We start from the raw sequence: 21,701 nt of genomic DNA, 5'->3' as shown, positions 1-21,701 counted from the left end.
TGTGATGCCCAGCTCGCGCTGAGGATCAGAATGGATTCGGAGTACCCCCGCTCAGACCTCCCGCGCGCCCAGCCGCGCGAGCAGGTTGTCGGCGAACCGGTCGCCCATCTTGGCTACGACACCCTTCATCGTGGCGGTGACCGCCTTCGCGGAGAGCCGCGGCAGCGGCAGGTCGAGGCAGATCTCCAGGCTGGTGCGCAGCAGGGTGCCCTGGTCGTGCTCGGCCAGGTCGTACCACCCCTCGACCGCGGACCGCTCGGTGCGACCGGCGGGCGGGTCGTGGGTGAACTCGATGCGGCTCGGCTCGTCGAAGTCCATCCGCTCGGTGAAGACCGGCGACACCGACTTGCCGAGCACCTCGATCCCGCCGAGCTCCCAGGTCCAGTGGTCCCCGTCGGCGGTGATCCGCTTGACGAAGGGGGTCATCTCCGCGATCGCGTCGGGGTCCTCGAGCAGCGCCCAGACCTCCTCGCGGCTCGCGGTGATGACCGCGCTGGCCTCGGTGCCGGCGGTGAAGCGGGTCACGCGGCGAGGGCCTTCTCGATGTCGGAGGCGATCTTCTCGGGCTTGGTGGTCGGCGAGTAGCGGCCGATGACCTGGCCGTCCTTGCCGAGGAGGTACTTGGTGAAGTTCCACTTGATCTTGCTGCCCAGCAGGCCGCTCTTCTCCGAGCGCAGCCACTGGTAGAGCGGGTGCGCACCGTCGCCGTTGACCTCGATCTTGGAGAAGAGCGGGAAGGTCACGCCGAAGTTGCGCTCGCAGAAGCCGGCGATCTCCGCGTCGTCGCCCGGCTCCTGGTGGCCGAACTGGTCGCACGGGAAGCCGAGCACGGTGAAGCCGCGCGCGCTGTAGGTGTCGTGCAGCTTCTGCAGACCCTGGTACTGCGGGGTGAAGCCGCACTGCGAGGCCGTGTTCACGACAAGGACCACCTGGCCCTTGTACTCCGAGAGGTCGATGTCGCGCCCGTCGATGGAGCGCGCGGAGAAGTCCTGGAGCGAGGTCATGGCCCCGAGTCTGTCAGGGGCCGCCCAGCGCGATCCTCACCCGAGCCTCACCCGAGCCTCACCCGATCATCGTCCCGCGCACCTCGACCGAGTGTTGGTACGACGCCGGGTTGGCGTGGCCGTCCAGCAGGACCCGCACGCGCCGGTCGGCCACCGCCAGCACCAGCTCGTCCTCGGTCAGCGACTCCACGTCCCCGCGCACGACGTAGTCGTTGCCCTCGACCCGCTCCAGCAGCGGGCCCGGCGGCACCCGTCGGACGTCGGCGGTCGCCACCATCCGCAGCTCGGGCCGGGTCCGCCCCCGCAGCAGCAGCACGACCGCGACGAGCAGCAGCACCCCGGCGTTGACCACCAGCAGCGTGGCCAGCCCGGTGCCGCCCTGCTCGCCCTCGACCCGGTACGTCGCGGGGTCGTCCTCGAGCCAGGTGACCTCGACCTCCCCGGTGGCCGCCGCCTCGTCGTACGCCGCGGGCTCGAGGGTGGCGGTGCGCGCGAGCAGTCCCGCCCGGTCGTCCGGCTGGTCCTCGGTGCCGTCCGCGTCGTCCGGGGCGACCGCCTCGGTCACCTCCGGCGGCAGGGCGACGACCACCTGCCCGTCGGGCATGCCGTCGGTCGAGGCGGCCACGCGCTCGGAGACGCCGTCGCGGTCCAACCGCTCCTGGGTCCACCACGAGCCGAGCGGGCCGAGGTTGACGACCACGACGAGCAGCAGGAGGAGCAGCAGGCGGGTACGGCGGGACACGGCCCCAGTATCGGTCCCCACCGTGGGTCGAGCAGCCCGGCCCCGATGGTCGAGCAGCGAGCGCCAGCGAGCGTCGTCGAGACCGCCGCACCGGTCCGTGGTCGCCGACCACAGGCAGCTCACGCGCTCTCGACGACGCCCTCGCTGGCGCTCGGGCTGCTCGACCAACAGCGGACGGGCGCACAGTGACCGACAGGTGCGACCTCAGCCCCGCGGGTGGGTCGGGCGGGGCGGGGCGACGACCCGGCCGAGCCCAGGCCCGCCGTACACGTGCAGCGAGGCGGGGTCGGCGGCCCAGCGCCAGGCCAGGTGCGCGCAGAGCACGGCATCGATGCGGTCCTCGACCCGCTCGAGGTCCACGGGCCGGGTGGCGGCGCGGACGGCTGCGACCTGCTCGGCCCAGTCCGCGCTCCCGGGCCCGTCGAGCAGGCCCAGCTCGGGCAGGGACTCGAGCAGCGCGACCAGCCGGGCGAAGCCGTCCTGCCGGGTGGCGAGGTCACGGCGCGCCTTGGCCTTGTAGGGCAGGACCCGGCCGAGGGCGAAGAGGCCGATGAGCGCGGCGTGCGGGTAGACCTCGACCGCCACCGGTCGGCCCGCGCCGATCGCGTCGGGCTCCAGCGTCCACCCGTGCCGGGTGGCCAGCACCTCGCCCCGGGGCGGGTCGAACCACGGACGCGAGCGGTTGGCGACGTGGCACCCGCAGCCGTAGCGGCCGTACGCCGAGGTCAGCTCGCGCTCGGCACCGCGGGCCCCGGTGGCGTTCGGGACCTCGAGGGGGGCGTCGACGGCCACCACCCCGAGCGGCCCGGGCAGCCCCGCCAGCCAGGCGTCGAGCTCCTCGTCGGTGACGACCGTGGCCGAGCGGAGCAGCCGGCCGTCGGCGTCGACCGCGGCCACCCCCGTGCGGGCCGTCGTGCCCCAGGCCAGGTCGATGCCGACGTGCACGGTCGCCCCGGCGGGAGCGACAGCGGCATCGGCAGGGACGGCGGCCGTGGTGTCAGGCGAGGGAGGCGGCACCCGTGGCCCCGGCGACGTAGGCGAGCAGCCGGGCACGCAGGGCGGGGTCCTCGCCCCGCTGCCACCCGAAGGTCGTGGGCCGCTGGCGCCGGTCGTGCCAGAAGTGGCCGGGCTGCGAGGGCGGGCGGGTCGCGACCAGCCAGACCGCGGTGTCCGCACCGTCGGCGGCGGTGCGCTTGACCCGGCGCGTGAGCCGGTCGAAGCGGGGCAGGCTCGCGGTGACGCCGGGGGTCGTGGCCCAGCCGGGGTGCATCGACTCGACCAGCACCCCGGTCCCGCGCAGCTGCTCGGCCCACGCGTCGGCCATGACGACCTGCATCCGCTTGGTGCGGGCGTAGGCCTGCACCCCGTCGTACTCCCCGCGGCGGTACTCCACGTCGTCGGCGTCCTGCGCGTGCAGCGAGGCGCCGTACATCCCGCCCGAGCTCATCCACACGACGCTGGCCGGGCCGGCGACGAGCAGGTCGCGCAGGAGGGTCGTCATGAGGTGCGGGCCGAGGACGTGGCAGGCGAGCGAGAGCTCGTGGCCCTGCGGGCTCTCGGTGCGCTCGGGCGGCATGACGCCGGCGTTGTGCACCAACCCGTGCAGCGCGTCGACGCGGCCGGCCAGGTCGGCGCACCAGGCGCGGACGGCGTCGAGGTCGGAGACGTCGCAGACCTCCTCGACCACGTCGGCGTTCGGGACGGCCTGGCGCAGCTCCCTGGCGTACGCCGCGACCTTGTCGGCGTTGCGACCGAGCAGGTGCACGGTCGCGCCCAGGTCGAGGAAGGAGCGCGCCATCGCCTCGCCGATGCCTGACGTGGCCCCGGTGACCACGACGCGCCGGCCGGTCATCGACCCCGGGGCCGGGTCGGCGGGCCAGGTCGGCAGCCGGCGTCGTACGTCGGAGCCGACCGCGGTGTAGCCCAGCACCACCGAGCGGTCCAGGGCGCTGTCGACCAGTCGGGCGAGTGTCTGCTTCACGTCCCGAGCCTAGGCAGACGGCCGGCACCCGGTGGAGGGCCGGGCGGGGGGCGGAATAACCCGATGAGTTCGAGGGCTGGCCCAGGTCAGACTGTCCGTGGCCGCGCCCTCGCACGCCCGTCGACGCCGGACCACCGGTCCCGCTCCCCTGCTCACCCGCTGCCTCGTCTGGAGCCCCGCATGACCTCGCCCACCACAGCCGCCCCCGAGCGCGCCGACGCGCCCGTCGACTACGGCGTGCTGCGCTGGCTGGTCCTCGCGACCTTCATCGTGATCCTCAACGAGACGATCATGGTCAACGCGATCCCGCGGCTGATGGTGGAGTTCGACGTGACCGCGCGCTCGGCGCAGTGGCTCTCGACGGCGTTCCTGCTGACGATGGCGACGGTGATCCCGGTGACCGGCTGGTTCCTGCAGCGGGTGACGACGCGCCAGGCGTTCACGCTCGCGATGCTGACCTTCTGCGCCGGCACCCTCGTCGCCGCGCTCGCGCCGGTCTTCTGGGTGCTGGTCGCGGGCCGGGTCGTGCAGGCGGCCGGCACCGCGGTGATGATGCCGCTGCTGATGACCACGATCATGAAGATCGTCCCCGTGCACGACCGTGGCCGGGTCATGGGCAACGTGACCCTGGCGATCTCGGTCGCCCCGGCGCTCGGCCCGGCCGTCTCCGGCGTGATCCTGGCGCTCACCTCGTGGCGCGGGCTCTTCCTCGTCGTCCTGCCGATCGCGGTGCTCATCACCGTGGTCTCGCTGCGCCGCCTGCCCGACGTGGGCGAGCCGACCGCGGGCCGGGTGGACGTGGCGTCGGTCGTGCTGGCCGCACTGGGCTTCGGCAGCCTGGTCTACGGACTCAGCGGCCTGGGCGAGGGCGCAGGCGGCTCGGTGCCCGCCGAGGTGCCGGCCGTGCTGGGCCTGCTGGTCGTCGGGCTCTTCGTCCACCGCCAGCTCCGGCTGCAGCGCACCGGCGAGCCGCTGCTCGACCTGCGCACGCTCTCCCACCGCACGTACGCCGTGTCGATCTCGCTCATGGCGGTGGCGTTCATGGCGATGCTGGCAGCGCTGATCCTGCTGCCGCTCTACCTGCAGGACGTCCGTGGCCTCTCGCCGCTGGCCACGGGGCTGGTCGTCGCGCCGGGCGGCATCCTCATGGGCCTGCTCGGCCCCCGCGTGGGCCGCGCCTTCGACCGGGTCGGCAGCCGCCCCCTGGTCGTGCCGGGCGCGGTCGGCATGGTCGTGGCGCTCGGCGCCCTGGCGATGCTGGGCGAGTCGACCCCGGTCGCATTCGTCGTGGGCGCGCACGTGCTGCTGATGGTGAGCCTGGCCGGCATCTTCACCCCGGTCTTCACCCTCGGCCTCGGTGCGCTGCCGCCGCACCTCTACTCCCACGGCAGCTCGCTGCTCGGCACCACGCAGCAGGTCGCGGGCGCGATCGGCACCGCGGTGTCGGTCACGATCCTCTCCAGCCGTGCGGCGGCCCTCGCCGAGGAGGGCGCCGGCGAGGCGGAGGCCCTCGTCGGCGGCCTGCAGTGGGCCTTCGGCTTGGGCGCGGTGATCGCCCTCGCGGTCGTCGGGCTCGCGCTGGTGCTGCCGCGCCACGCACCCGAGTCGGGCGAGGAGGACGCCGCGGAGGGTGTCGCCGAGGACGTCGTGCCCGGCGCGCAGCACTGAGGTCCCGGCGCCTGCGTCGAGGAGTAGCCTCAGCACCAGGTGCCGGCGACGCAGCCCCTGCCCAGGGGCACCGTGCCGGCCGAGAGGTGGGCGTCGTGATGACGTCGCTCGAGACCAGCAGCCCGACCGTGCCCCCCGCAGGCTCACACCCTGTGCGAGTGCGCCTGACGGGTCGCTCCGGCGATCGGCTCGACGGAGGCTGGTGGCCACGCAGCCGAGATCCCCTGACCGAGGTCTCCTCCCTGCTCGTGGCCCTGGCCGCGTCGGGCACCGGAGCCCCGGTGGTGCACGTGGCCCTCACCTGGGAGGACTGGGACCACCCGGAACCCCTCGCCGCGCCCGCCGCCGAGGCGTCGCTCGACACCGGGGTGCGGATCGGCTGGAGCGTCGAGGAGAGGCACGTCGTCGTGCTGACCTCCGGCGACGGTGACACCCTCTGCCTCCTGGTCGTGCCACCCGACTTCACCCGCGGCCAGGGGGCCGAGGCGCTGCTGGCAGCCGCGACCGCCGGCAACGAGCACTCCGCGGCAGACCTGCTCGACGAGGTCACCGACCAGTTCGACGTGGACCCGCTGAACCACTGGTCCGACGACGGCGGGGCGTAGGCGCACCGGGCACCGGGCTACCTGGCTCCGGGCTCCCGGTCTCCGCTACACGGCCAGGGGCTTCCCAGGTGCCGTAGCGTGGGGAGCAACCACCTGCCGAGCCAGGCTCGTCGAGCCCGCAGCGGCAGATCCGGAAGGCGGACGTCATGACGACGTCACCCGCAGGCTCCTCCCCCTCCACCCAGGACGGAGCCGCTGCGCTGCGGCTCCGCCTCGACCACGACGTCGCTCGCGGCGGCCTCGACGGCGCCTGGTGGCCGCACTCGCGCGACCTCGCGTCCGAGAGCGCCCACCTCGTCGACACCTTCCCGGTGCAGGTCGGTCGGATCGCGCGGCTGCTCTACTCCGGACCGGACTGGCCCCGTGCCGACGACCAGGCCCAGGTGCGGCGCATCCGCACCGAGCACGGTTCGGTCAAGCTCGGCTCCTTCCCCTCCGACGACACCCACACCATGGTGGTGACGCTGGCCTCGCGCGAGCGGCTGCACCTGCTGGTCGTGCCGCCGGAGACCGACCCGAGCGCCGCCGAGCAGATGATGAGCGCGGCCGCCGACGCCGACGACCACCGCACCGCTGCCCAGCTGCTCGCTCGCTGAGTCCTCGGACCGGTCCCTCGCTCCGCGTCGTGCGGACGGCAGGGGCCGCCCAGTGGGCAGGGTCCGGGTCGGAGACGCCGGATCCTGTCCACGCGGCCGGCGACGGCAGCGCACTCAGCCCGCTCAGCCCGCTCAGCGGGTCGGGCCGGGCTGCTCGGCCAGCCACTGGCCGAAGGTCGTGACGCCCACGGTGGCCCCCGCATCACCCTGCGCCGTCAGCGCTCCCTCGCGCATCGCGCGCCCGGCCGCGCCCGGGAGCGGCACGGACACGACCCGGCGGCCCAGCCCGCGGACCCGGGAGACCTCGCGCGCCATGTCCGGGACCGCGAGCACGTCCGGGCCGGCCAGGTCCGGGACCCGGCCGGAGGGCCCCTGCTCCACCAGGGCGACCAACGCCTCCGCGACCTCGCGGGCTGCGACGGGCTGCGAGCGCATGACCGGCACCAGCGACCACGGCCCGACCCGTACGAACCCGAGTGCCTGCTCGCCGAACTCGTGGAACTGCCCCGCCCGCAGCAGGCTCCACGGCTGGTCCGACTCGCGCAGCATCCGTTCCTGCAGCCGCTTCCCGGCGTAGTAGCCCGACGGCACCTCGTCGACCCCGATGATCGAGAGCGCCACGTGGTGGCCCACCCCGGCCGCACGCCCCGCATCCAGCAGGGCGCGGGTGACCGCACCGAAGAACGCCTCGGACCGGCGCCGCGACTGGGTCGCGGTGTTGGCGACGTCGACCACCGCGTCCACGGCCTCGAGCCGCTGCTCGAGGCCGATACCGGTCGTCAGGTCGACGCCGGTCGCGCGGGACAGCGGCACCACCTCGTGCCCTCGCGCACCGGCCTCCGCCACCACGTGCCGGCCCACCGTCCCCGTCGCCCCCGCCACCGCGATCCGCATGGCGACATCCTGCAGACGAGCGGCCCGCGGCGCGAGCGACCGGCCGGCGCGCCCCCGCGCCGTCCCCGGCAGCGGGCCCGGACACTCGCGCAGGGGGCACACTGTCGTCACGAGCCAGGATGCCGGGACGGAGGGGCCGAGGCGGTGGACGAGGAGTACGTCGAGGCGGTGCTGCGCGTGGTCGACGCCGTCCAGTCGGGGCACGTGACGACGTACGGCGCGGTCGCGGCCGTCGTGGGTCGCGGCGGCCCGCGCCAGGTCGGGACGGTCATGCGGCTGCACGGGGACCGGGTCGCGTGGTGGCGGGTGGTGCGCGCCGACGGCCGACCCGCCGACTGCCACGGGGGCACGGCCGTGGAGCTGCTGCGCGCCGAGGGGGCACCGGTGCGGCCCGACGGGCGCGTCGACGTACGCCGCTGAATGCCGCTGAGTGCCGCGGCCGACGTGGCCGAGGCGCCGCGGCCACGTGGTGGACCGCTCGGTCGGGGGGGTCGTCCGCGCCGGGCTGTCGCGAGGCGAGAACGTTGCTATGGTCCGCGGCATGACGCGGGTCCGGGAGCTGGCGACGGCGACAGCCGATCGCTCCTACCTGCCCTCGCACGTGCCCTCCGGGGCGGCGCTGCTCGCGCTGCGCCTGAGCGAGGAGGCGCGGGGGATCCGCGGCCTGGACCTGCTGCGTCGCAGCGTCGACCGCGCGCCACCGGCCTGATCCTCGAGCCCACCGTCCCCGGGTGCCTGCGTGGCGGCACCCGTCCCTGGGTGCACCCTGCACACCTTGCTCAAGGACCACCTCTGATGACCTCGTCACCCCTGTCGGCCCACGGCCGCAGCCAGACCCGTCCGTTCCCCGGGCACCACCCCGCGGGCGCAGTACCGACGGGAGCAGTCCGACCACCAGCAGCCCGGGGAGCGCGCCCGTCCCCGACCCCGGCCCCCGGGCCGACATGGCAGCTCCTCGCGCTTCCCCAGCTGCCAGGTGGCGCGCTCACACCGCGGACCCACCTGGAGCGGTTCCTGCTCGAGCTCGAGCAGGCGCGCCAGCGGCAGCTCGACCAGCTGCCCACGACCCCCCGCACCGTGGTCGCCGCGGCGCACCGACGCGCGGTCGAGGACCTGCTCACGCAGGTGCGGGCCGCTCGGCTGCGGCTGCGGGCCGGGACCTACGGGCGCTGCACCCGCTGCAGCGCCGCCATCGAGTCCGACCAGCTCAGCGTGGCACCCTGGCAGCCCACCTGCGGGGCCTGCGCCAGGCGCACACCGCCCGGCCCGGTCCGTCCCGGTGCCACAGGGGGGCTGATCGCATGAGTGCGGTGCTGCGCCGTCTGGCGGCCCCGGCTCTCCTGGCGGCAGGCGTGCTGCTCACCGCCCTGCTCGGGGTCGGGCTCCTCGACGACGGTCCGGTCCGCATCGGGCTCGGCTGGGTGATCGCCTTGGTGGCGGGGGCCGCCGTGCACCGCACCGCCGTCGTCGCAGACGGACGCCGCGGTGGATGACCGCCCGGGTCCCGGCGGGAGCACGACGAAGGCCCCGGGTCGATGACCCGGGGCCTTTCGCTCACGTGCGCGAGGGGGGAGTTGAACCCCCACGTCCTTTCGGACACACGGACCTGAACCGTGCGCGTCTGCCTATTCCGCCACTCGCGCGTGAAGCGTGTGGAGGTTATCCCAGTCGGGGGTGCAGACCCAAACCGCGGCGAGGGACCCCCGGGGGGACCGAACTCCTGTCGCACTCCGTGCACTTCTCGGCGACTGCAGCGGCGGGGATGTGCTGCGATACCCGGGTAACCGGGTATCGCAGCCGCTCCGCCCCACCCACCCCCGCCCGCCACGCGGGGTGACACCGCCGGGGCCCGGCTTCGTTACCATCGCACCCGACCCGGCGTCCGCCGACTGCTGTGTCCTGCCCGCGCACGTCACACCCGCGCGTGGGCGTGGGTCGGCGCTGCGCGGGGAAGACCCCCGACCGGACCAGCACCGCCCACCGGCACAGGACCAGGCACAGGACCCAGGAGAGGAGGAGTCGGACATGAGCAGCCTCCAGCGCTTCGAGCGGCGCCTCGAGACGATGATCTCCGGGGCCTTCGCGCGCGCCTTCCGCTCCGCGGTCCAGCCCGTCGAGATCGCGGCCGCCCTGCAGCGCGAGTGCGACAACAACGCCCAGATCCTGTCGCGGCAGCGGCGCCTGGTGCCCAACGACTTCCACGTGGAGCTCGCGCAGAGCGACCTCGACCGGCTGGCGCCGTACGACACCGCCATGGCCGCGGAGCTGGAGAAGCAGGTCACCGAGCACGCCCAGACCAACGGCTACTCCTTCCCCGGCCCGGTCACCATCGAGTTCGAGGTCGCCGAGGACCTCACCACCGGCCGCTTCCGCGTCCGCAGCCGCGCCACCGCCAAGGTGAGCAGCAACAGCACCCACACGCAGGTCGGCCGCGCGCGCGCCGTCCTCGAGGTCAACGGCACCCAGCACCCGCTGCTGCCGCCGGGGGTCGTCGTGGGCCGTGGCACCGATGCCGACGTCCGGATCAACGATCCCGGCGTGAGCCGTCAGCACGTGGAGTTCCGGGTCGACGCCTCCGGCGAGCGGATCAAGGTCGACGTGCGCGACCTCGGCTCGACCAACGGGATGCTGGTGGACGGGCAGAAGATGAGCCGCTCGGTCGCCGACGACGGCACCGAGGTGAAGATCGGCAACACCGTGCTGCGCGTGAGGCTGGTGCGCGACGATGTCTGAGCTGACCCTGCTGCTCATCCGGATCGCCTACCTCGCGGTCCTGTGGATCTTCGTCCTCTCCGCCATCTCGGTGATCCGCTCCGACATGTTCGGCGCCCGGGTCCCCGAGACCGCGCGCGCTCCCGAGCCGCGCGGCCGCGAGCCGAAGGCCAAGGCGCCCTCCAAGCGCCGCGGCTCGCCCACCCACGTCCTGGTCACCGAGGGCGCCAACGCCGGCGAGCGCGCCGACCTCGCCGCGGCGCCCGTCCTCATCGGCCGTGGCTCCGACGCCGCGATCCGCCTCGACGACGACTACGTCTCCACCCGCCACGCCCGGATCGCCGCCTCCGGCGACCAGTGGTTCGTGGAGGACCTCGGCTCCACCAACGGCACCTACATCGGCACCGTGCGCATCACCCAGCCGACCACGATCACGCTCGGGACCCAGGTGCGGATCGGCAAGACGATCCTGGAGCTGCGCAAGTGAGCCAGCCCGGCAGCGGGAGCGACCCGACCAGCGCAGGCCCGGCGACGCTGCGGCTGCACTGGTCGGCGATCTCCGACGTGGGGCGGGTGCGCAAGGACAACCAGGACTCCGGGTACGCCGGCCCGTGGCTGCTCACCGTCTGCGACGGCGTCGGCGGCGCGATGCGCGGCGACATCGCCTCCAGCGTGGCCGTCCAGCAGCTGCGTCGCCTCGACGACGAGCCCCCGGGCCCGCTCGAGGCCGACGAGCTGCTCGGGCGCGTCGGCGGCGCGCTGCACCGCGCGCACGACCGGATCGGCGAGGTCGTCGACGAGGACCCCGCCCTCAACGGGACCAGCACCACCGCCACCGTCCTGCACTTCGACGGCCGCCAGGTCGGCGTCGGCCACGTCGGCGACAGCCGCGCCTACCTCCTGCGCGAGGGCGAGATCAGCCGGCTGACCAGCGACCACACCTTCGTCCAGAGCCTGGTCGACGAGGGCCGGATCACTGAGGCCGAGTCCCGGGTCCACCCGCACCGCAACGTCATCCTCAAGGCCGTCGACGGCATCCACGAGGCCGAGCCCGACCTCTTCGTCGTGGCCCTGCAGTCCGGCGACCGGCTGCTGGTCTGCTCCGACGGCGCGACCGCCTCCCTCGATGACGACGACCTGCTCGCGATCCTCGGCGACGGCACACCCGACTTCGCGGCCGTCGAGCTGGTCCGCCGTGCCCTCGACGCCGGCTCGACCGACAACGTCACCTGCCTGGTGGCCGACGTGCTCGACGAGGCCGCCGCCGCGGCGCGCAGCGAGGAGCTCGCCGACCTCCAGCCCATGGTGGTCGGCGCGGCCACCGACGTACGCCGTCGCCCGCACCGGCACGCGCTGGGCGGAGGGCTGTTCCGCGGCCGCACCGACACCGGCGAGATCCCCGCGGTCGACGCCGACCTCCCGCCCGACCTGCCCGCCGACGTCCACGCGATCTCCAGCGACCCGGTCGACCCCGAGGCGGTCCGCTACGCCCCGCGCCCGCCGCGCCGCTTCGCCTGGGCCCGCCGCGCGCTCCTCGCCCTCGTGCTGGTCGGCCTGGGGTGGATGGGCGTGGCGGCGGCGTACACCTGGAGCCAGCAGCAGTACTACGTCGGCGAGGTCGACGGCCAAGTCCAGATCTTCCGCGGCGTCGACCTCTCGCTGCCCGGAGTGGAGCTCTCCGAGCCCTACGAGTCGACCAACGTCACCCTCGACCGGCTCCCGGAGTTCGTCGCCGACGGCGTGCGCGAGGGCGTCGCCGCCGACGACCTCGAGGACGCCCGCACCATCGTGGAGAACCTCGCCGCCCAGATGAGCGCCGAGCCTGCCGAGGCCTCGGGCGACATCGGCTCCTCCGACACCGGCTCCTCAGGGTCGGCCCGACCCGAGGCCGGGTGAGCGGCATGTCGCAGACGACCGGCAACCCGATCCTCGGCTTCGTGCACCGCCGTCGCCGCGGCGCGGAGCTGTTCCTGCTCGTGCTCGCCCTGGCCGTCGGCATCGGTGCCTACGCCGCCGTCGGGGTGGGCGTCGAGGGCGCAGTCCCCACCGACCTGATCGGGTACGGCGGGTGGCTGGCCGCCCTGGTGGTCGGGGCGCACGTCGTCGTACGTCTCGTCGCGCCGTACGCCGACCCGGTGCTGCTGCCCGTCGTGGCCGCCCTCAACGGGCTCGGCCTGGCCGTGATCCACCGACTCGACCTCACCGAGGACACCGGCTTCGCCGCCCAGCAGCTGGTGTGGATGACGATCGGCGTCGCGCTCTTCGTCGGCACCCTGGTGCTGCTGCGCGACCACCGCATCCTCACCCGCTTCACCTACACCTCGGGCCTGGCCGCGATCGTGCTGCTGCTGATGCCGATGCTCCCGCTGATCGGCAACGAGGTCCGCGGCGCGCGCATCTGGGTGCGCCTGGGCCCGGTCGGCATGCAGCCCGGCGAGGTCGCCAAGGTGCTGCTGGTCATCGCCTTCGCCGGCTACCTCGTGTTGCACCGCGACGCGCTGGCGCTGGCCGGGCGCCGGCTGCTCTTCGTCGACCTGCCCCGCGGGCGCGACCTGGGCCCGATCCTCGGCATGTGGCTGATCAGCCTCGGCATCCTGGTCTTCCAGCGCGACCTCGGCTCCAGCCTGCTCTTCTTCGGGCTCTTCCTCTTCATGCTGTACGTCGCCACCGAGCGCGCCGGGTGGCTCGTCGTCGGCGGGGGGCTCTTCCTCGGCGGCGCGCTCGTCGCCTGGCAGCTCTTCAGCCACGTGCAGACCCGCGTCAACGTGTGGCTGAACCCGTTCGACTACTACGGCCCCGGCACCAACGACTCCGCCTTCCAGCCGGTCGAGGCGACCTTCGGCATGGCCTGGGGCGGCCTGCTGGGCCGTGGCTTCGGCGGGGGCGACCCGGGGCGGGTGCCGTTCGCGGAGTCCGACTTCATCATGGCCGCCATCGGCGAGGAGCTCGGGCTGACCGGGATGATGGCCGTCCTGGTGCTCTACGGGCTGATCGTCGAGCGCGGCCTGCGGGCGGCGCTGATCTCCCGCGACGGCTTCGGCAAGCTGCTGGCCACCGGCCTGGCCTCGGTCTTCGCGCTGCAGGTCTTCGTGGTCATCGGCGGGGTGACGGGGCTGATCCCGCTCACCGGCCTCACCACGCCCTTCCTGTCGTACGGAGGGTCGTCGCTGGTCGCGAACTGGGTCATCATCGCCCTGCTGCTGCGCGTCTCCGACCTGGCCCGCCGCCCGGTCCCCGACCTCACGGCGGCCGACGACGCCGGTGACCAGGACACCCAGGTGATCCGGGTGGCTCGATGAACAAGCCCATCCGCACCATCTCGGTGGCCTTCCTCGTCCTCTTCCTGGCACTGATGGCCAACGTGACCTATCTGCAGTACTGGCGCGCCGACTCCCTCGCCGACGACGGGCGCAACCGTCGTGCTGTCGACGAGGCCTTCTCCCAGCCGCGCGGAGCGATCCTCGTGGGCCGGGAGCCGGTCGCGGAGTCGGTGCCGTCCGACGACCGCTTCGAGTACCAGCGGACCTACCCCCAGCCGCTCGCCTACGCGCACGTCACCGGTTGGTACAACTACTTCAACGCCCAGTCCGGCGCCTGCAGCACCTGCCAGCGACGGATCGAGCAGACCCAGGACGACCTGCTGAGCGGCGAGGACGACCGGCTCTTCGTCACCCGCCTCGTCGACCTGCTCAGCAACGAGACCTCCGAGGGCGGCAACGTCGCCCTCACCCTCGACCCCGTGGCCCAGCGCGCCGCCTTCGACGGCCTGCGCGAGGTGCTCGGCCCCGAGGGCCAGGGCGCGGTCGTGGCCCTCGAGCCGCGCACCGGCAAGGTGCTGGCGATGGTCTCCCTGCCGACCTTCGACCCCAACCGGCTGGCCAGCCACGACCTCTCCGTGGTCAGCAGTGCGGGGGAGGAGCTCGAAGAGGACCCGGCACAGCCCTTGCTCAACCGCGCCATCCAGACCACGCTGCCCCCGGGCTCGACGTTCAAGGTCGTGACGGCGGCCGCAGCGATCGAGAACGGCCTCTACGAGGTGGGTGACGACGTCCCCGGCGGGCCCACCTTCCAGCTGCCGCAGACCACCGGCGACACCGGCCTCATCGACAACCAGGGCCGCTCCTGCGGGGCGAGCACCGTCCCCTTCGCCCAGGCCATGGCCCAGTCCTGCAACACCACGTTCGCGCGGCTGGCCGTCGAGGTCGGCGCGGAGCGGATGGAGGAGCAGGCCGAGGCGTTCGGCTTCAACCAGGAGTACTTCGACGACCTGCTGCCCCAGGCGGTCTCCCGCTTCCCCGAGGAGGCCAACGAGCCGCAGACCGGCCAGACCGGCATCGGCCAGTTCGACGTCGCAGCGACCCCGCTGCAGATGGCGATGGTCGTGGCCGGGATCGCCAACGGCGGCACGGTCATGAAGCCCTACCTCGTCGACGAGGTGCAGAGCCCGGAGTTCGAGCAGATCGAGCAGACCGACCCCGAGGCGCTCTCCGACGCGGTCTCCTCCTCCACCGCCTCCCAGCTGACCGACCTGCTGGTCGCCACCGTCGACGAGGGCACCGCCAGCCCGGCGGCCATCCCCGGCGTCCAGGTGGCCGGCAAGACCGGCACGGCCCAGAGCGGCCAGGACGACGTGCCGCCCTACGCCTGGTTCGTCTCCTTCGCCCCGGCCGACGACCCGGAGGTCGCCGTCGCGGTGATGATCCAGGAGGCGCCGGGCATCGAGCGGGGCGAGATCGCGGGCGGCCTGCTCGGCGGCCCGATCGCGAAGGCCATCATGGAAGCGGTGATCAACCGGTGACCCCGCCCGACAGCCCCCTCGGCGACGCCGGCGAGTTCGCCGACGACGCCCGGCGCTACCTCCTGGAGTCGCGGATCGCCACCGGCGGCATGGGCGAGGTCTGGCGCGCCCGGGACACCACCCTGGGCCGGACCGTCGCGGTCAAGGTGCTCAAGCGCGAGTTCGCCGACGACCCCTCCTTCCGCAGCCGGTTCGAGACCGAGGCCCGGCACGCCGCCTCCCTGCACCACCCCGGCATCGCCGCGGTCTACGACTTCGGCGAGGCGCAGTCCGTCGACGGGTCCGGCGTCCCCCGGCCCTACCTCGTCATGGAGCTGGTCGAGGGCCAGCCGCTCTCCGCGCTGCTGCGCCCCGGTTCCCCCATGGACCCCGGCGCCGCAGCAGCCCTCATGGCCCAGGCCGCGGACGCCATCGCGGCCGCGCACGCCGCCGGGATCGTCCACCGCGACGTCAAGCCGGCGAACCTGCTCGTCACCCCCGACCGGCAGGTCAAGGTCACCGACTTCGGCATCGCCCGGGCCGCCGACAGCGTCAGCCTCACCCAGACCGGCCAGGTCATGGGCACCCCGCAGTACCTCTCGCCCGAGCAGGCCCGCGGCAGCACGGCCACCGAAGCCTCCGACGTCTACTCCCTGGGCGTCGTGGCCTACGAGTGCCTGGCCGGGCGACGCCCCTTCGACGCCGGCTCCCCGGTCGCGACCGCGCTCGCGCACCTCAACCAGGAGCCGCCGGCCCTCCCCGCGAGCGTCCCCGCCCCCCTCGCAGCGGTCGTCATGCGCGCCCTGGCCAAGGACCCGGCCGAGCGGTACGCCGGGGCCGGAGCCCTCGCCGCCGCCCTGCGCGACCCGGCAGGCTCGGGTGCGCCCGGCGGCGCGGCCGCCGCGGGTGCCGCCGGGGCCGGCGCCGCTGCCGCGGCGGACGCGCCGACCTCCGTCGTACCTCCGGTGGGGCCGCCGCTGGGAGCCACCGACGACCCGGCCACCGCCGTGCTGCCCGGCCTCGGCGCGGCCGCCGCTCCTGCGACCGCGGCGACCGGCACCGTGCCGGCCGCGCATCAGCAGGACCGCAAGGCCTTCCCGTGGGCGACCCTGCTGCTGGTGGTCGCACTGGTGTCCGTGGTCGTGCTCGTCGTGGTGCTGCTGCTCACCTCCGACGGTGACGAGGAGCCCGAGGAGGACCCGACGCGGACGCCCCCGAGGTCGCAGAGCCAGGAGCCGACCGAGGAGCCGACCACCCCGTCGGCGCCGGCGACGGTGGAGATCACCGAGTCCGACTACACCGGGCGCGACTACCGCGAGGTGCAGGAGCGGCTCTCCGACCTGGGGCTGAGCCCGGTCCTCAACGAGCTGAGCAACGACGGCAACCAGGAGCCGGGCATCGTCGACGGCGTCAACCCGACCGGCACCCTGACCGAGGGCGACCAGATCACCATCTCCTACTGGGGCCCACGGCCCGAGACGCCGACCCCGACCCCGACACCCAGCGAGGCCACTCCCTCGCCGAGCGAGAGCAGCTCGGACGCAGGGCTGCTCCCCGAGGCCAGCGAGGAGGCGCAGCAGTGAGCGAGACGGTCGGCGGACGCTACGAGCTCGGTGAGCTGCTGGGCCGCGGCGGCATGGCCGAGGTCCGCAAGGGCACCGACACGCGGCTGGGTCGCGTGGTCGCGGTCAAGCGGCTGCGCACGGACCTGGCCAGCGACGCGACCTTCCAGGCACGCTTCCGCCGGGAGGCGCAGTCCTCGGCCTCGCTCAACCACCCCTCGATCGTGGCCGTCTACGACACCGGCGAGGAGCCGGGCGCCGACGGCAGCGGCATCGCCCAGCCCTACATCGTGATGGAGTACGTCGCCGGGCGGACGCTGCGCGACATCCTGCGCGAGGGGCGCAAGATCCTGCCCGAGCGGGCCCTGGAGATCACCAGCGGCGTGCTGTCGGCCCTGGACTACTCCCACCGCGCGGGGATCATCCACCGCGACATCAAGCCGGGCAACGTCATGCTCACGCCGAGCGGCGACGTCAAGGTGATGGACTTCGGGATCGCCCGGGCGATCTCGGACGCCTCCTCCACGATGACCCAGACCGCGGCCGTGGTCGGCACCGCGCAGTACCTCTCCCCCGAGCAGGCCCGCGGCGAGACCGTTGACTCCCGCTCCGACGTCTACTCCGCCGGCTGCCTGCTCTACGAGCTGCTCACCGGCCGGCCGCCCTTCATCGGCGACTCCCCGGTGGCGGTCGCCTACCAGCACGTGCGGGAGCAGGCCGCGCCACCCAGCGACCACGACACCGACCTGCCGCCCGAGCTCGACGCCATCGTCATGAAGTCGCTCGCCAAGCGGGTCGAGGACCGCTACCAGTCCGCCGCCGCCATGCGCAGCGACATCGAGCGCTACCTCGCCGGCCGGCCCGTGCAGGCCGCCGCCGTGCCGCCGGTCGTCCCCGGTCCCGCGACCGGCGCGACCCAGGTCGCGGGTCGTCCGATCGCCGCCCCCGTCGCCGGTCCGCCCGTCCCGCAGGCCGAGGACGAGCGCCGCACCCCCGTGGGCTTCCTCGTGCTGCTGGGGCTGCTCGTGATCGGCCTGGTCGTGGCCGGGGCTCTGCTGTGGCCGCGGCTCTTCCCGTCCGCCCCCGACGAGGTGGCCGTCCCCGACGTGGTGGGTCGTGCCGAGAACCAGGCACGCCGGTTGCTCGGCGAAGCCGGCTTCGAGGTCGCCCCCACCGAGTTCGCCACCTCCGACCGACCCGCCGGACGGGTCATCGACCAGGACCCCTCCGGCGACAGCTTCGTGGCGCCCGGCTCGGTGGTCACGATCACCGTGAGCAGCGGGCCGCCGGAGGTGGCCGTGCCGAACGTGACCAGCCAGCTGCTCGGGCAGGCCAAGGCCACCCTGGAGGCGCAGGGGTTCGAGGTCGAGGTCGTGCGCTCCGACACCGACGACCCGCGCAACCAGGTGCTCTCCCAGGCCCCCGAGGCCGGGGCCGAGGTCGCCGAGGGCAGCACCGTCACCCTCACCGTCAGCGACGGGCCCGAGGAGGTGCCCGACGTGCGGGGCCAGCAGCAGGCGGCCGCCGAGCGGGCGATCCGCGACGCCGGGTTCAACCCGGTCGTCCGCGAGGACCCCACCTCCACCGAGCCCGCGGGCACCGTGGTGGACCAGGCCCCGGCCGGCGGCTCGACCCAGCCGCAGGGCACCGACATCCAGCTCTTCGTCTCGACCTTCGTCGAGCCCACCGAGGAGCCGTCGGAGGAGCCCACGGACGACCCGACCGACCTGCCGACCGATGAGCCGTCGCCGACCGAGTCCCCCTCGGCGCTGCTCGGGGGCGGGCGCGGGTCGGGTGGCCCGTCGTCCCCGGCCGGCCGCCGCCGCACCCGCTGACCCCCGGGCGCTGCGGGGTCTCGTGACCCGGTGACCCCAGCGACCGGCTACGCGAGCGGCTCGGCGTAGGAGAGGTCGAGCAGGCCGTCGTACGCCGGGGCCTCGACCTCCTCCTCGACGCTCATCTCCCAGCCGATCTGGATGTCCTCGGTGAGCGACTGCTGGCGGTAGAAGGAGAGGTAGGGGTCGCCGTCGACCGACGCGGCGAGGACCTCCGGGTCGCCGACCGCCTCGATGACGTAGGGCTGGGGGTAGGGCACGCCCTGGAGCGTCACCGAGTTGGCCTCGCACTTGATGCCGGTGGTGGAGACGATCCGCTGACCCTGGACGGTCACGGCGCTGGCGCCACCGCGCCACATGGCGTTGACGACGGCCTGGAGGTCCTGCTGGTGGACGATGAGGAACTTCAGCGGCTGGGTGGTGTCCTCGGCCTGGAGCGGGGAGTCCGAGAGCACGATCCGCACGCCCTCACCCTCGCGGGGGGTCAGGCCCGACGGGTCGCGCAGCTCCTCGACGCGCGCCTGGACGCGCTGCACGTCGCGGCTGCCGACCTGGGCGCTCAGGTCGTTGACCTGGCCGGTGAGGTCCTCGACCCGGGCGCGCAGCTCCTCGTAGGCCTCGGCCTCGGCCTGCACCAGCGAGGCGAGGTCGGTGTAGCGCCCGGCCCGCAGGTCGGTGCCCTCGCTGTTGACCGCGCTCACGGCGAAGAGCGAGCCGCTGAGCAGCACCATCAGCGGCGTACCCACCCGCCAGGGGCTGCGCGGGCGGCGCCCGCCGCCCTCGCCGTCGGGGGTGTCGCCGCCCCGGCCACGGCGCAGGGCCTGGAGCACCCGCGCAGGCAGGCCCGCCCGGGGGGCGTCGGGGGTCTCCCCCGGACCCGCGGGCGGCCTCGCGTGGGAACCGGTGCTCACGCCCACTAGGGTAGGCGCCTGGGCCAGCCCGCCCGGCCCCCGCACGTGCACCGCAGTCGGTGCGGTGCGGCCCCGCCTGACCCGGAACCTCGAGGAGCACCCTGCCGTGAAGGACATCGACCCCTTCGACGACCGACCCCGGGGCCCGGTGCTCTCGGTGCGGTTCGGCATCGCCCTGCTGCTGATAGCCCTGGGCATCGCGTGGATCGTCTACTACTACGTCGCGGTGCGCCCCGACCCCACGGTGCTCGACGCCACCCCCGGCTCCCCCGCCTTCATGGCCGACCTGGTGCGGTGGAACTACGTCATCGGCTTCGGGCTGTTCTTCCTCGGCCTGGCCGTCGCCGCGCACCCCTCGACGCCGCTGGGCCGCGGCCGCGGCGTGGTCGTCGGCATGCTGGGCTGCTTCGTCCTCGGCCTGCTGTGGATCTGCACCTTCTACGTCCTGGCCGACGGCACGCTCAACGACGTGCCGATCCTGAACGACCTGCAGCAGTCCAACCTGTTCGTCGGCATCGCCTTCATGGCGGTCGGCTTCGCCTACGCCACGCGCTGGGAATGAGCCCGCGCCAGCGGACCCGCTGACCCGTCCGGACCGCCCGTCACCTGCCGCGGCGCAGGCAACCTGCAAAGGTTTCACGCCCAGCGACATCTGTTCTGCAAGGCCTTTGCCTGCGCATTGTGCAAAGCCGCAGGTCAACAGGGGGGTCCAGCAGAAAGGTGTAAGAGCAGCTGTCCCAAGCGAGCCCCGACATGATGCGGGACCTGCTCACCACCTTCATCAATGCCCTGCTGTCGGCGCAGGCCGACGCGGTGTGCGGTGCCGGCTACGGCGAACGCTCCTCGGAGCGGGTCAACTCCCGCAACGGCTACCGTCAGCGCGACCTCGACACCCGCGTCGGTATCGGGCGTGTCCACCCTTGGGGGACTGCGGGGGCATGCGCATCTTGGTCGACACCCTGCGCGATGCGTACGCGTGCGGTGCCACGACGGGTCAGCGGGCAGCCGCGGTGGAGAGAGCTACCCCTGTCGGGAACCAGTCGGTGGCCTGCTCGTCCTCGCCGTCGACGCGATACCGGTAGCGAACCGCTGGGGCCTGTGCAGCTCCTGGTCGTTCCAGGGTGACTTCTACCCACACCTGGACGGACTCATCGGACCGGCATCGGGCTGCGATGAGCCCGTCGGGCGCTGCGTGCCTGCCCTGCGGGGTCTCGTTGAGTGGGCGACTCACGATGGCGCCGGGGGCACCGGGTTCGTCGGCGACAAGAAAGCCCGTCACCGAAAGCCCCGGTTCTGGTGCCTGGAGGTCGATGCCGGTGATGCGGACGGGGTCGTCGGCGAGGGCACACACGTACGGGAGGGGGAAGGAGGCTCCTCGGCCGGCTTGGACCTCATCGAAGGACTGCATCTCCGATCCGCCGCTGAACTTCACCTCGATAGCGTCGCCGACCTGGACACGCCTTGGGTCACTCGCCGTTTCCTGGGTGCAGGCGCTCACGGCAAGGCTCGCACCGAGGACTGCGAGGAGGACGGCCCCCGGGCTGCGTTTCCGGGGCGGGCGCTGCGACGGGCGCCGGTTCAAGCTGGCGCCGCTAGGGGGTGGTGCAGCCACGTTGACCAGTTTCGCTGGTGGTGCGGGCGGGTCGGCAACTGCCCGAGGCCTTGTTGCCGCGCTTCATGAACCGCACGTAGCGGGACTGCACGGGGCCTTCGATGTTGCTGAAGCACACCTTCGAACGACGCGACACGTCGACAGACCAGGACGATCCGTCCGAGAATCCGGACTGGGCGGAGACGCTGACGACCCCGAGGTTGACCCCTGCGCTGACCGCTGCGTTGCTGACTTCATTCTTGGTCTTGGCGTAGTTGGTGCCGACCGGTTGGCAGTCGGCGGTGGCGAAGAACGGCCGCTGGCCCTTCGCGGACTTCACCAGGATTGAGTGTTGGCTGGTGGGGCGTCTCTCGGTGCGCTCAATGCCGCCCGGGCCAGGGCAGAAGCGCATATAGAAGTCTTGGTAGTTGACCTTGTTGCGGGCCCACTTGCCGACTTGCTTGTCACTCGGTCGTGCCATGTTCTGGATCCTCCCAACGATGGGAGCCTCCGGACACGCCGGGAGGTGTCAGACTGATCGGTGGTGCGTGTCGTTGGCAGTCGTCACGCTGCCGGCTTCGGCGCGGACGGGCGAGCGTGCAGATTTCGGAGTCCGTGCACGCCGGGACCCGCTCCAGCTCGACGACGGCACAACAGCCCCGACCCGCTCGTCGAAGGTTGCCGCTATATCGGGAAGCGACTGGTGGCGACGTACTCGCGCTCCGGCCGCGGTGTCCTGCCGGCGGCATCCAAGACGGCGGCGATCCGAGCAAGCATGTCGTCTCGGATTCGCTCGGTTGCGCCTCTCGCGCAGCTAGGTTGA

The 21,701-nt window shown here is 73.5% G+C and carries 23 protein-coding genes, 1 tRNA gene and 1 pseudogene; 15 read left to right on the top strand and 10 right to left on the bottom strand.

What is annotated here, in order from left to right:
- Positions 1-51: 51 nt before the first annotated feature.
- The 5 genes from ACYVID_RS13425 to ACYVID_RS13405 all read right to left on the bottom strand — a co-directional run bounded on the left by ACYVID_RS13425 (position 52) and on the right by ACYVID_RS13405 (position 3,727).
- Positions 52-525, bottom strand: coding sequence for an SRPBCC family protein (locus ACYVID_RS13425; RefSeq protein ID WP_460737831.1), 474 nt, complete (start codon positions 523-525; stop codon positions 52-54).
- The gene (locus ACYVID_RS13420) at positions 522-1,004 is read right to left on the bottom strand and encodes a glutathione peroxidase (RefSeq protein WP_460737829.1); all 483 of its coding nucleotides are present in this window, start codon (positions 1,002-1,004) and stop codon (positions 522-524) included. Before ACYVID_RS13420 ends, ACYVID_RS13425 begins: the two co-directional genes overlap by 4 nt.
- A gap of 58 nt (positions 1,005-1,062) precedes the next feature.
- Positions 1,063-1,746, bottom strand: coding sequence for a hypothetical protein (locus tag ACYVID_RS13415; RefSeq protein WP_460737827.1), 684 nt, complete (start codon positions 1,744-1,746; stop codon positions 1,063-1,065).
- Positions 1,747-1,950: 204 nt separating this feature from the next.
- Positions 1,951-2,691 (bottom strand): DUF429 domain-containing protein, encoded by a 741-nt coding sequence (locus ACYVID_RS13410; protein ID WP_460737825.1) that lies wholly within the window; start codon positions 2,689-2,691, stop codon positions 1,951-1,953.
- 52 nt (positions 2,692-2,743) lie between these two features.
- On the bottom strand, positions 2,744-3,727 hold the full coding sequence (locus ACYVID_RS13405; RefSeq protein ID WP_460737823.1) for an SDR family NAD(P)-dependent oxidoreductase: 984 nt from the start codon (positions 3,725-3,727) through the stop codon (positions 2,744-2,746).
- A gap of 180 nt (positions 3,728-3,907) precedes the next feature.
- On the opposite strand from ACYVID_RS13405, the gene ACYVID_RS13400 reads away from it, so the two are divergent.
- From ACYVID_RS13400 to ACYVID_RS13390, 3 genes are all read left to right on the top strand, one after another.
- Positions 3,908-5,395 (top strand): MDR family MFS transporter, encoded by a 1,488-nt coding sequence (locus tag ACYVID_RS13400; protein ID WP_460737821.1) that lies wholly within the window; start codon positions 3,908-3,910, stop codon positions 5,393-5,395.
- A gap of 158 nt (positions 5,396-5,553) precedes the next feature.
- The gene (locus ACYVID_RS13395) at positions 5,554-6,000 is read left to right on the top strand and encodes a DUF5994 family protein (protein ID WP_460737820.1); all 447 of its coding nucleotides are present in this window, start codon (positions 5,554-5,556) and stop codon (positions 5,998-6,000) included.
- Between the two features lie 146 nt (positions 6,001-6,146).
- The gene (locus ACYVID_RS13390) at positions 6,147-6,596 is read left to right on the top strand and encodes a DUF5994 family protein (RefSeq protein WP_460737818.1); all 450 of its coding nucleotides are present in this window, start codon (positions 6,147-6,149) and stop codon (positions 6,594-6,596) included.
- Between the two features lie 132 nt (positions 6,597-6,728).
- On the opposite strand, the gene ACYVID_RS13385 is transcribed toward ACYVID_RS13390, so the two are convergent.
- Entirely contained in the window at positions 6,729-7,490 is a 762-nt protein-coding gene (locus tag ACYVID_RS13385; protein WP_460737816.1) for an SDR family oxidoreductase, read from the bottom strand.
- Between the two features lie 144 nt (positions 7,491-7,634).
- Here ACYVID_RS13385 and ACYVID_RS13380 point away from each other — a divergent pair, with 144 nt between their 5' ends.
- The 3 genes from ACYVID_RS13380 to ACYVID_RS13370 all read left to right on the top strand — a co-directional run bounded on the left by ACYVID_RS13380 (position 7,635) and on the right by ACYVID_RS13370 (position 8,983).
- On the top strand, positions 7,635-7,910 hold the full coding sequence (locus ACYVID_RS13380) for an MGMT family protein (RefSeq protein WP_460737814.1): 276 nt from the start codon (positions 7,635-7,637) through the stop codon (positions 7,908-7,910).
- A 121-nt stretch (positions 7,911-8,031) separates the two neighbouring features.
- Positions 8,032-8,199, top strand: a complete 168-nt coding sequence (locus ACYVID_RS13375) for a hypothetical protein (RefSeq protein WP_460737812.1) — start codon at positions 8,032-8,034, stop codon at positions 8,197-8,199.
- Positions 8,200-8,791: 592 nt separating this feature from the next.
- On the top strand, positions 8,792-8,983 hold the full coding sequence (locus ACYVID_RS13370) for a hypothetical protein (RefSeq protein ID WP_300640051.1): 192 nt from the start codon (positions 8,792-8,794) through the stop codon (positions 8,981-8,983).
- 66 nt (positions 8,984-9,049) lie between these two features.
- On the opposite strand, the gene ACYVID_RS13365 is transcribed toward ACYVID_RS13370, so the two are convergent.
- A tRNA-Leu gene (locus tag ACYVID_RS13365) sits at positions 9,050-9,133 on the bottom strand.
- 382 nt (positions 9,134-9,515) lie between these two features.
- Here ACYVID_RS13365 and ACYVID_RS13360 point away from each other — a divergent pair.
- Genes ACYVID_RS13360 through pknB form a run of 7 tightly spaced genes read left to right on the top strand, consistent with a single transcriptional unit; the run spans position 9,516 to position 18,376 of the window.
- Complete coding sequence (locus ACYVID_RS13360; RefSeq protein ID WP_460737810.1) at positions 9,516-10,223, top strand: FhaA domain-containing protein; 708 nt, start codon at positions 9,516-9,518, stop codon at positions 10,221-10,223.
- Complete coding sequence (locus tag ACYVID_RS13355; RefSeq protein WP_460737808.1) at positions 10,216-10,689, top strand: FHA domain-containing protein FhaB/FipA; 474 nt, start codon at positions 10,216-10,218, stop codon at positions 10,687-10,689. The genes ACYVID_RS13360 and ACYVID_RS13355 overlap by 8 nt, the downstream gene beginning before the upstream one ends.
- Positions 10,686-12,098 (top strand): PP2C family protein-serine/threonine phosphatase, encoded by a 1,413-nt coding sequence (locus tag ACYVID_RS13350; protein ID WP_460737806.1) that lies wholly within the window; start codon positions 10,686-10,688, stop codon positions 12,096-12,098. Before ACYVID_RS13355 ends, ACYVID_RS13350 begins: the two co-directional genes overlap by 4 nt.
- Positions 12,099-12,103: 5 nt before the next feature.
- Complete coding sequence (locus ACYVID_RS13345; RefSeq protein ID WP_460737804.1) at positions 12,104-13,501, top strand: FtsW/RodA/SpoVE family cell cycle protein; 1,398 nt, start codon at positions 12,104-12,106, stop codon at positions 13,499-13,501.
- Positions 13,498-15,000: a peptidoglycan D,D-transpeptidase FtsI family protein gene (locus ACYVID_RS13340; RefSeq protein ID WP_460737802.1), complete on the top strand. Its 1,503-nt coding sequence runs from the start codon at positions 13,498-13,500 to the stop codon at positions 14,998-15,000. Before ACYVID_RS13345 ends, ACYVID_RS13340 begins: the two co-directional genes overlap by 4 nt.
- Complete coding sequence (locus ACYVID_RS13335) at positions 14,997-16,562, top strand: serine/threonine-protein kinase (protein WP_460737800.1); 1,566 nt, start codon at positions 14,997-14,999, stop codon at positions 16,560-16,562. The genes ACYVID_RS13340 and ACYVID_RS13335 overlap by 4 nt, the downstream gene beginning before the upstream one ends.
- Positions 16,559-18,376, top strand: coding sequence for a Stk1 family PASTA domain-containing Ser/Thr kinase (gene pknB, locus ACYVID_RS13330; RefSeq protein WP_460737798.1), 1,818 nt, complete (start codon positions 16,559-16,561; stop codon positions 18,374-18,376). Before ACYVID_RS13335 ends, pknB begins: the two co-directional genes overlap by 4 nt.
- Positions 18,377-18,423: 47 nt before the next feature.
- Here pknB and ACYVID_RS13325 read toward each other — a convergent pair whose 3' ends face one another.
- Positions 18,424-19,287, bottom strand: a complete 864-nt coding sequence (locus tag ACYVID_RS13325; RefSeq protein WP_460737796.1) for a DUF881 domain-containing protein — start codon at positions 19,285-19,287, stop codon at positions 18,424-18,426.
- Between the two features lie 106 nt (positions 19,288-19,393).
- On the opposite strand from ACYVID_RS13325, the gene ACYVID_RS13320 reads away from it, so the two are divergent.
- Together ACYVID_RS13320 and ACYVID_RS13315 are read left to right on the top strand one after the other, a co-directional pair.
- Positions 19,394-19,849: a cell division protein CrgA gene (locus ACYVID_RS13320; protein ID WP_460737794.1), complete on the top strand. Its 456-nt coding sequence runs from the start codon at positions 19,394-19,396 to the stop codon at positions 19,847-19,849.
- 170 nt (positions 19,850-20,019) lie between these two features.
- Positions 20,020-20,190: pseudogene (locus ACYVID_RS13315) on the top strand (transposase); the annotation flags it as partial.
- 91 nt (positions 20,191-20,281) lie between these two features.
- Here ACYVID_RS13315 and ACYVID_RS13310 read toward each other — a convergent pair.
- A complete protein-coding gene (locus ACYVID_RS13310; RefSeq protein WP_460737792.1) occupies positions 20,282-20,785 on the bottom strand; it encodes a hypothetical protein in 504 nt (167 codons plus the stop codon).
- 94 nt (positions 20,786-20,879) lie between these two features.
- The gene (locus tag ACYVID_RS13305; RefSeq protein WP_460737790.1) at positions 20,880-21,359 is read right to left on the bottom strand and encodes a hypothetical protein; all 480 of its coding nucleotides are present in this window, start codon (positions 21,357-21,359) and stop codon (positions 20,880-20,882) included.
- Positions 21,360-21,701 lie beyond the last annotated feature (342 nt).

Source organism: Nocardioides ginkgobilobae (genome assembly GCF_054781275.1).
Note: the sequence above shows the minus strand (reverse complement) of the source record. Positions and strands in the feature narration are given on the sequence as shown.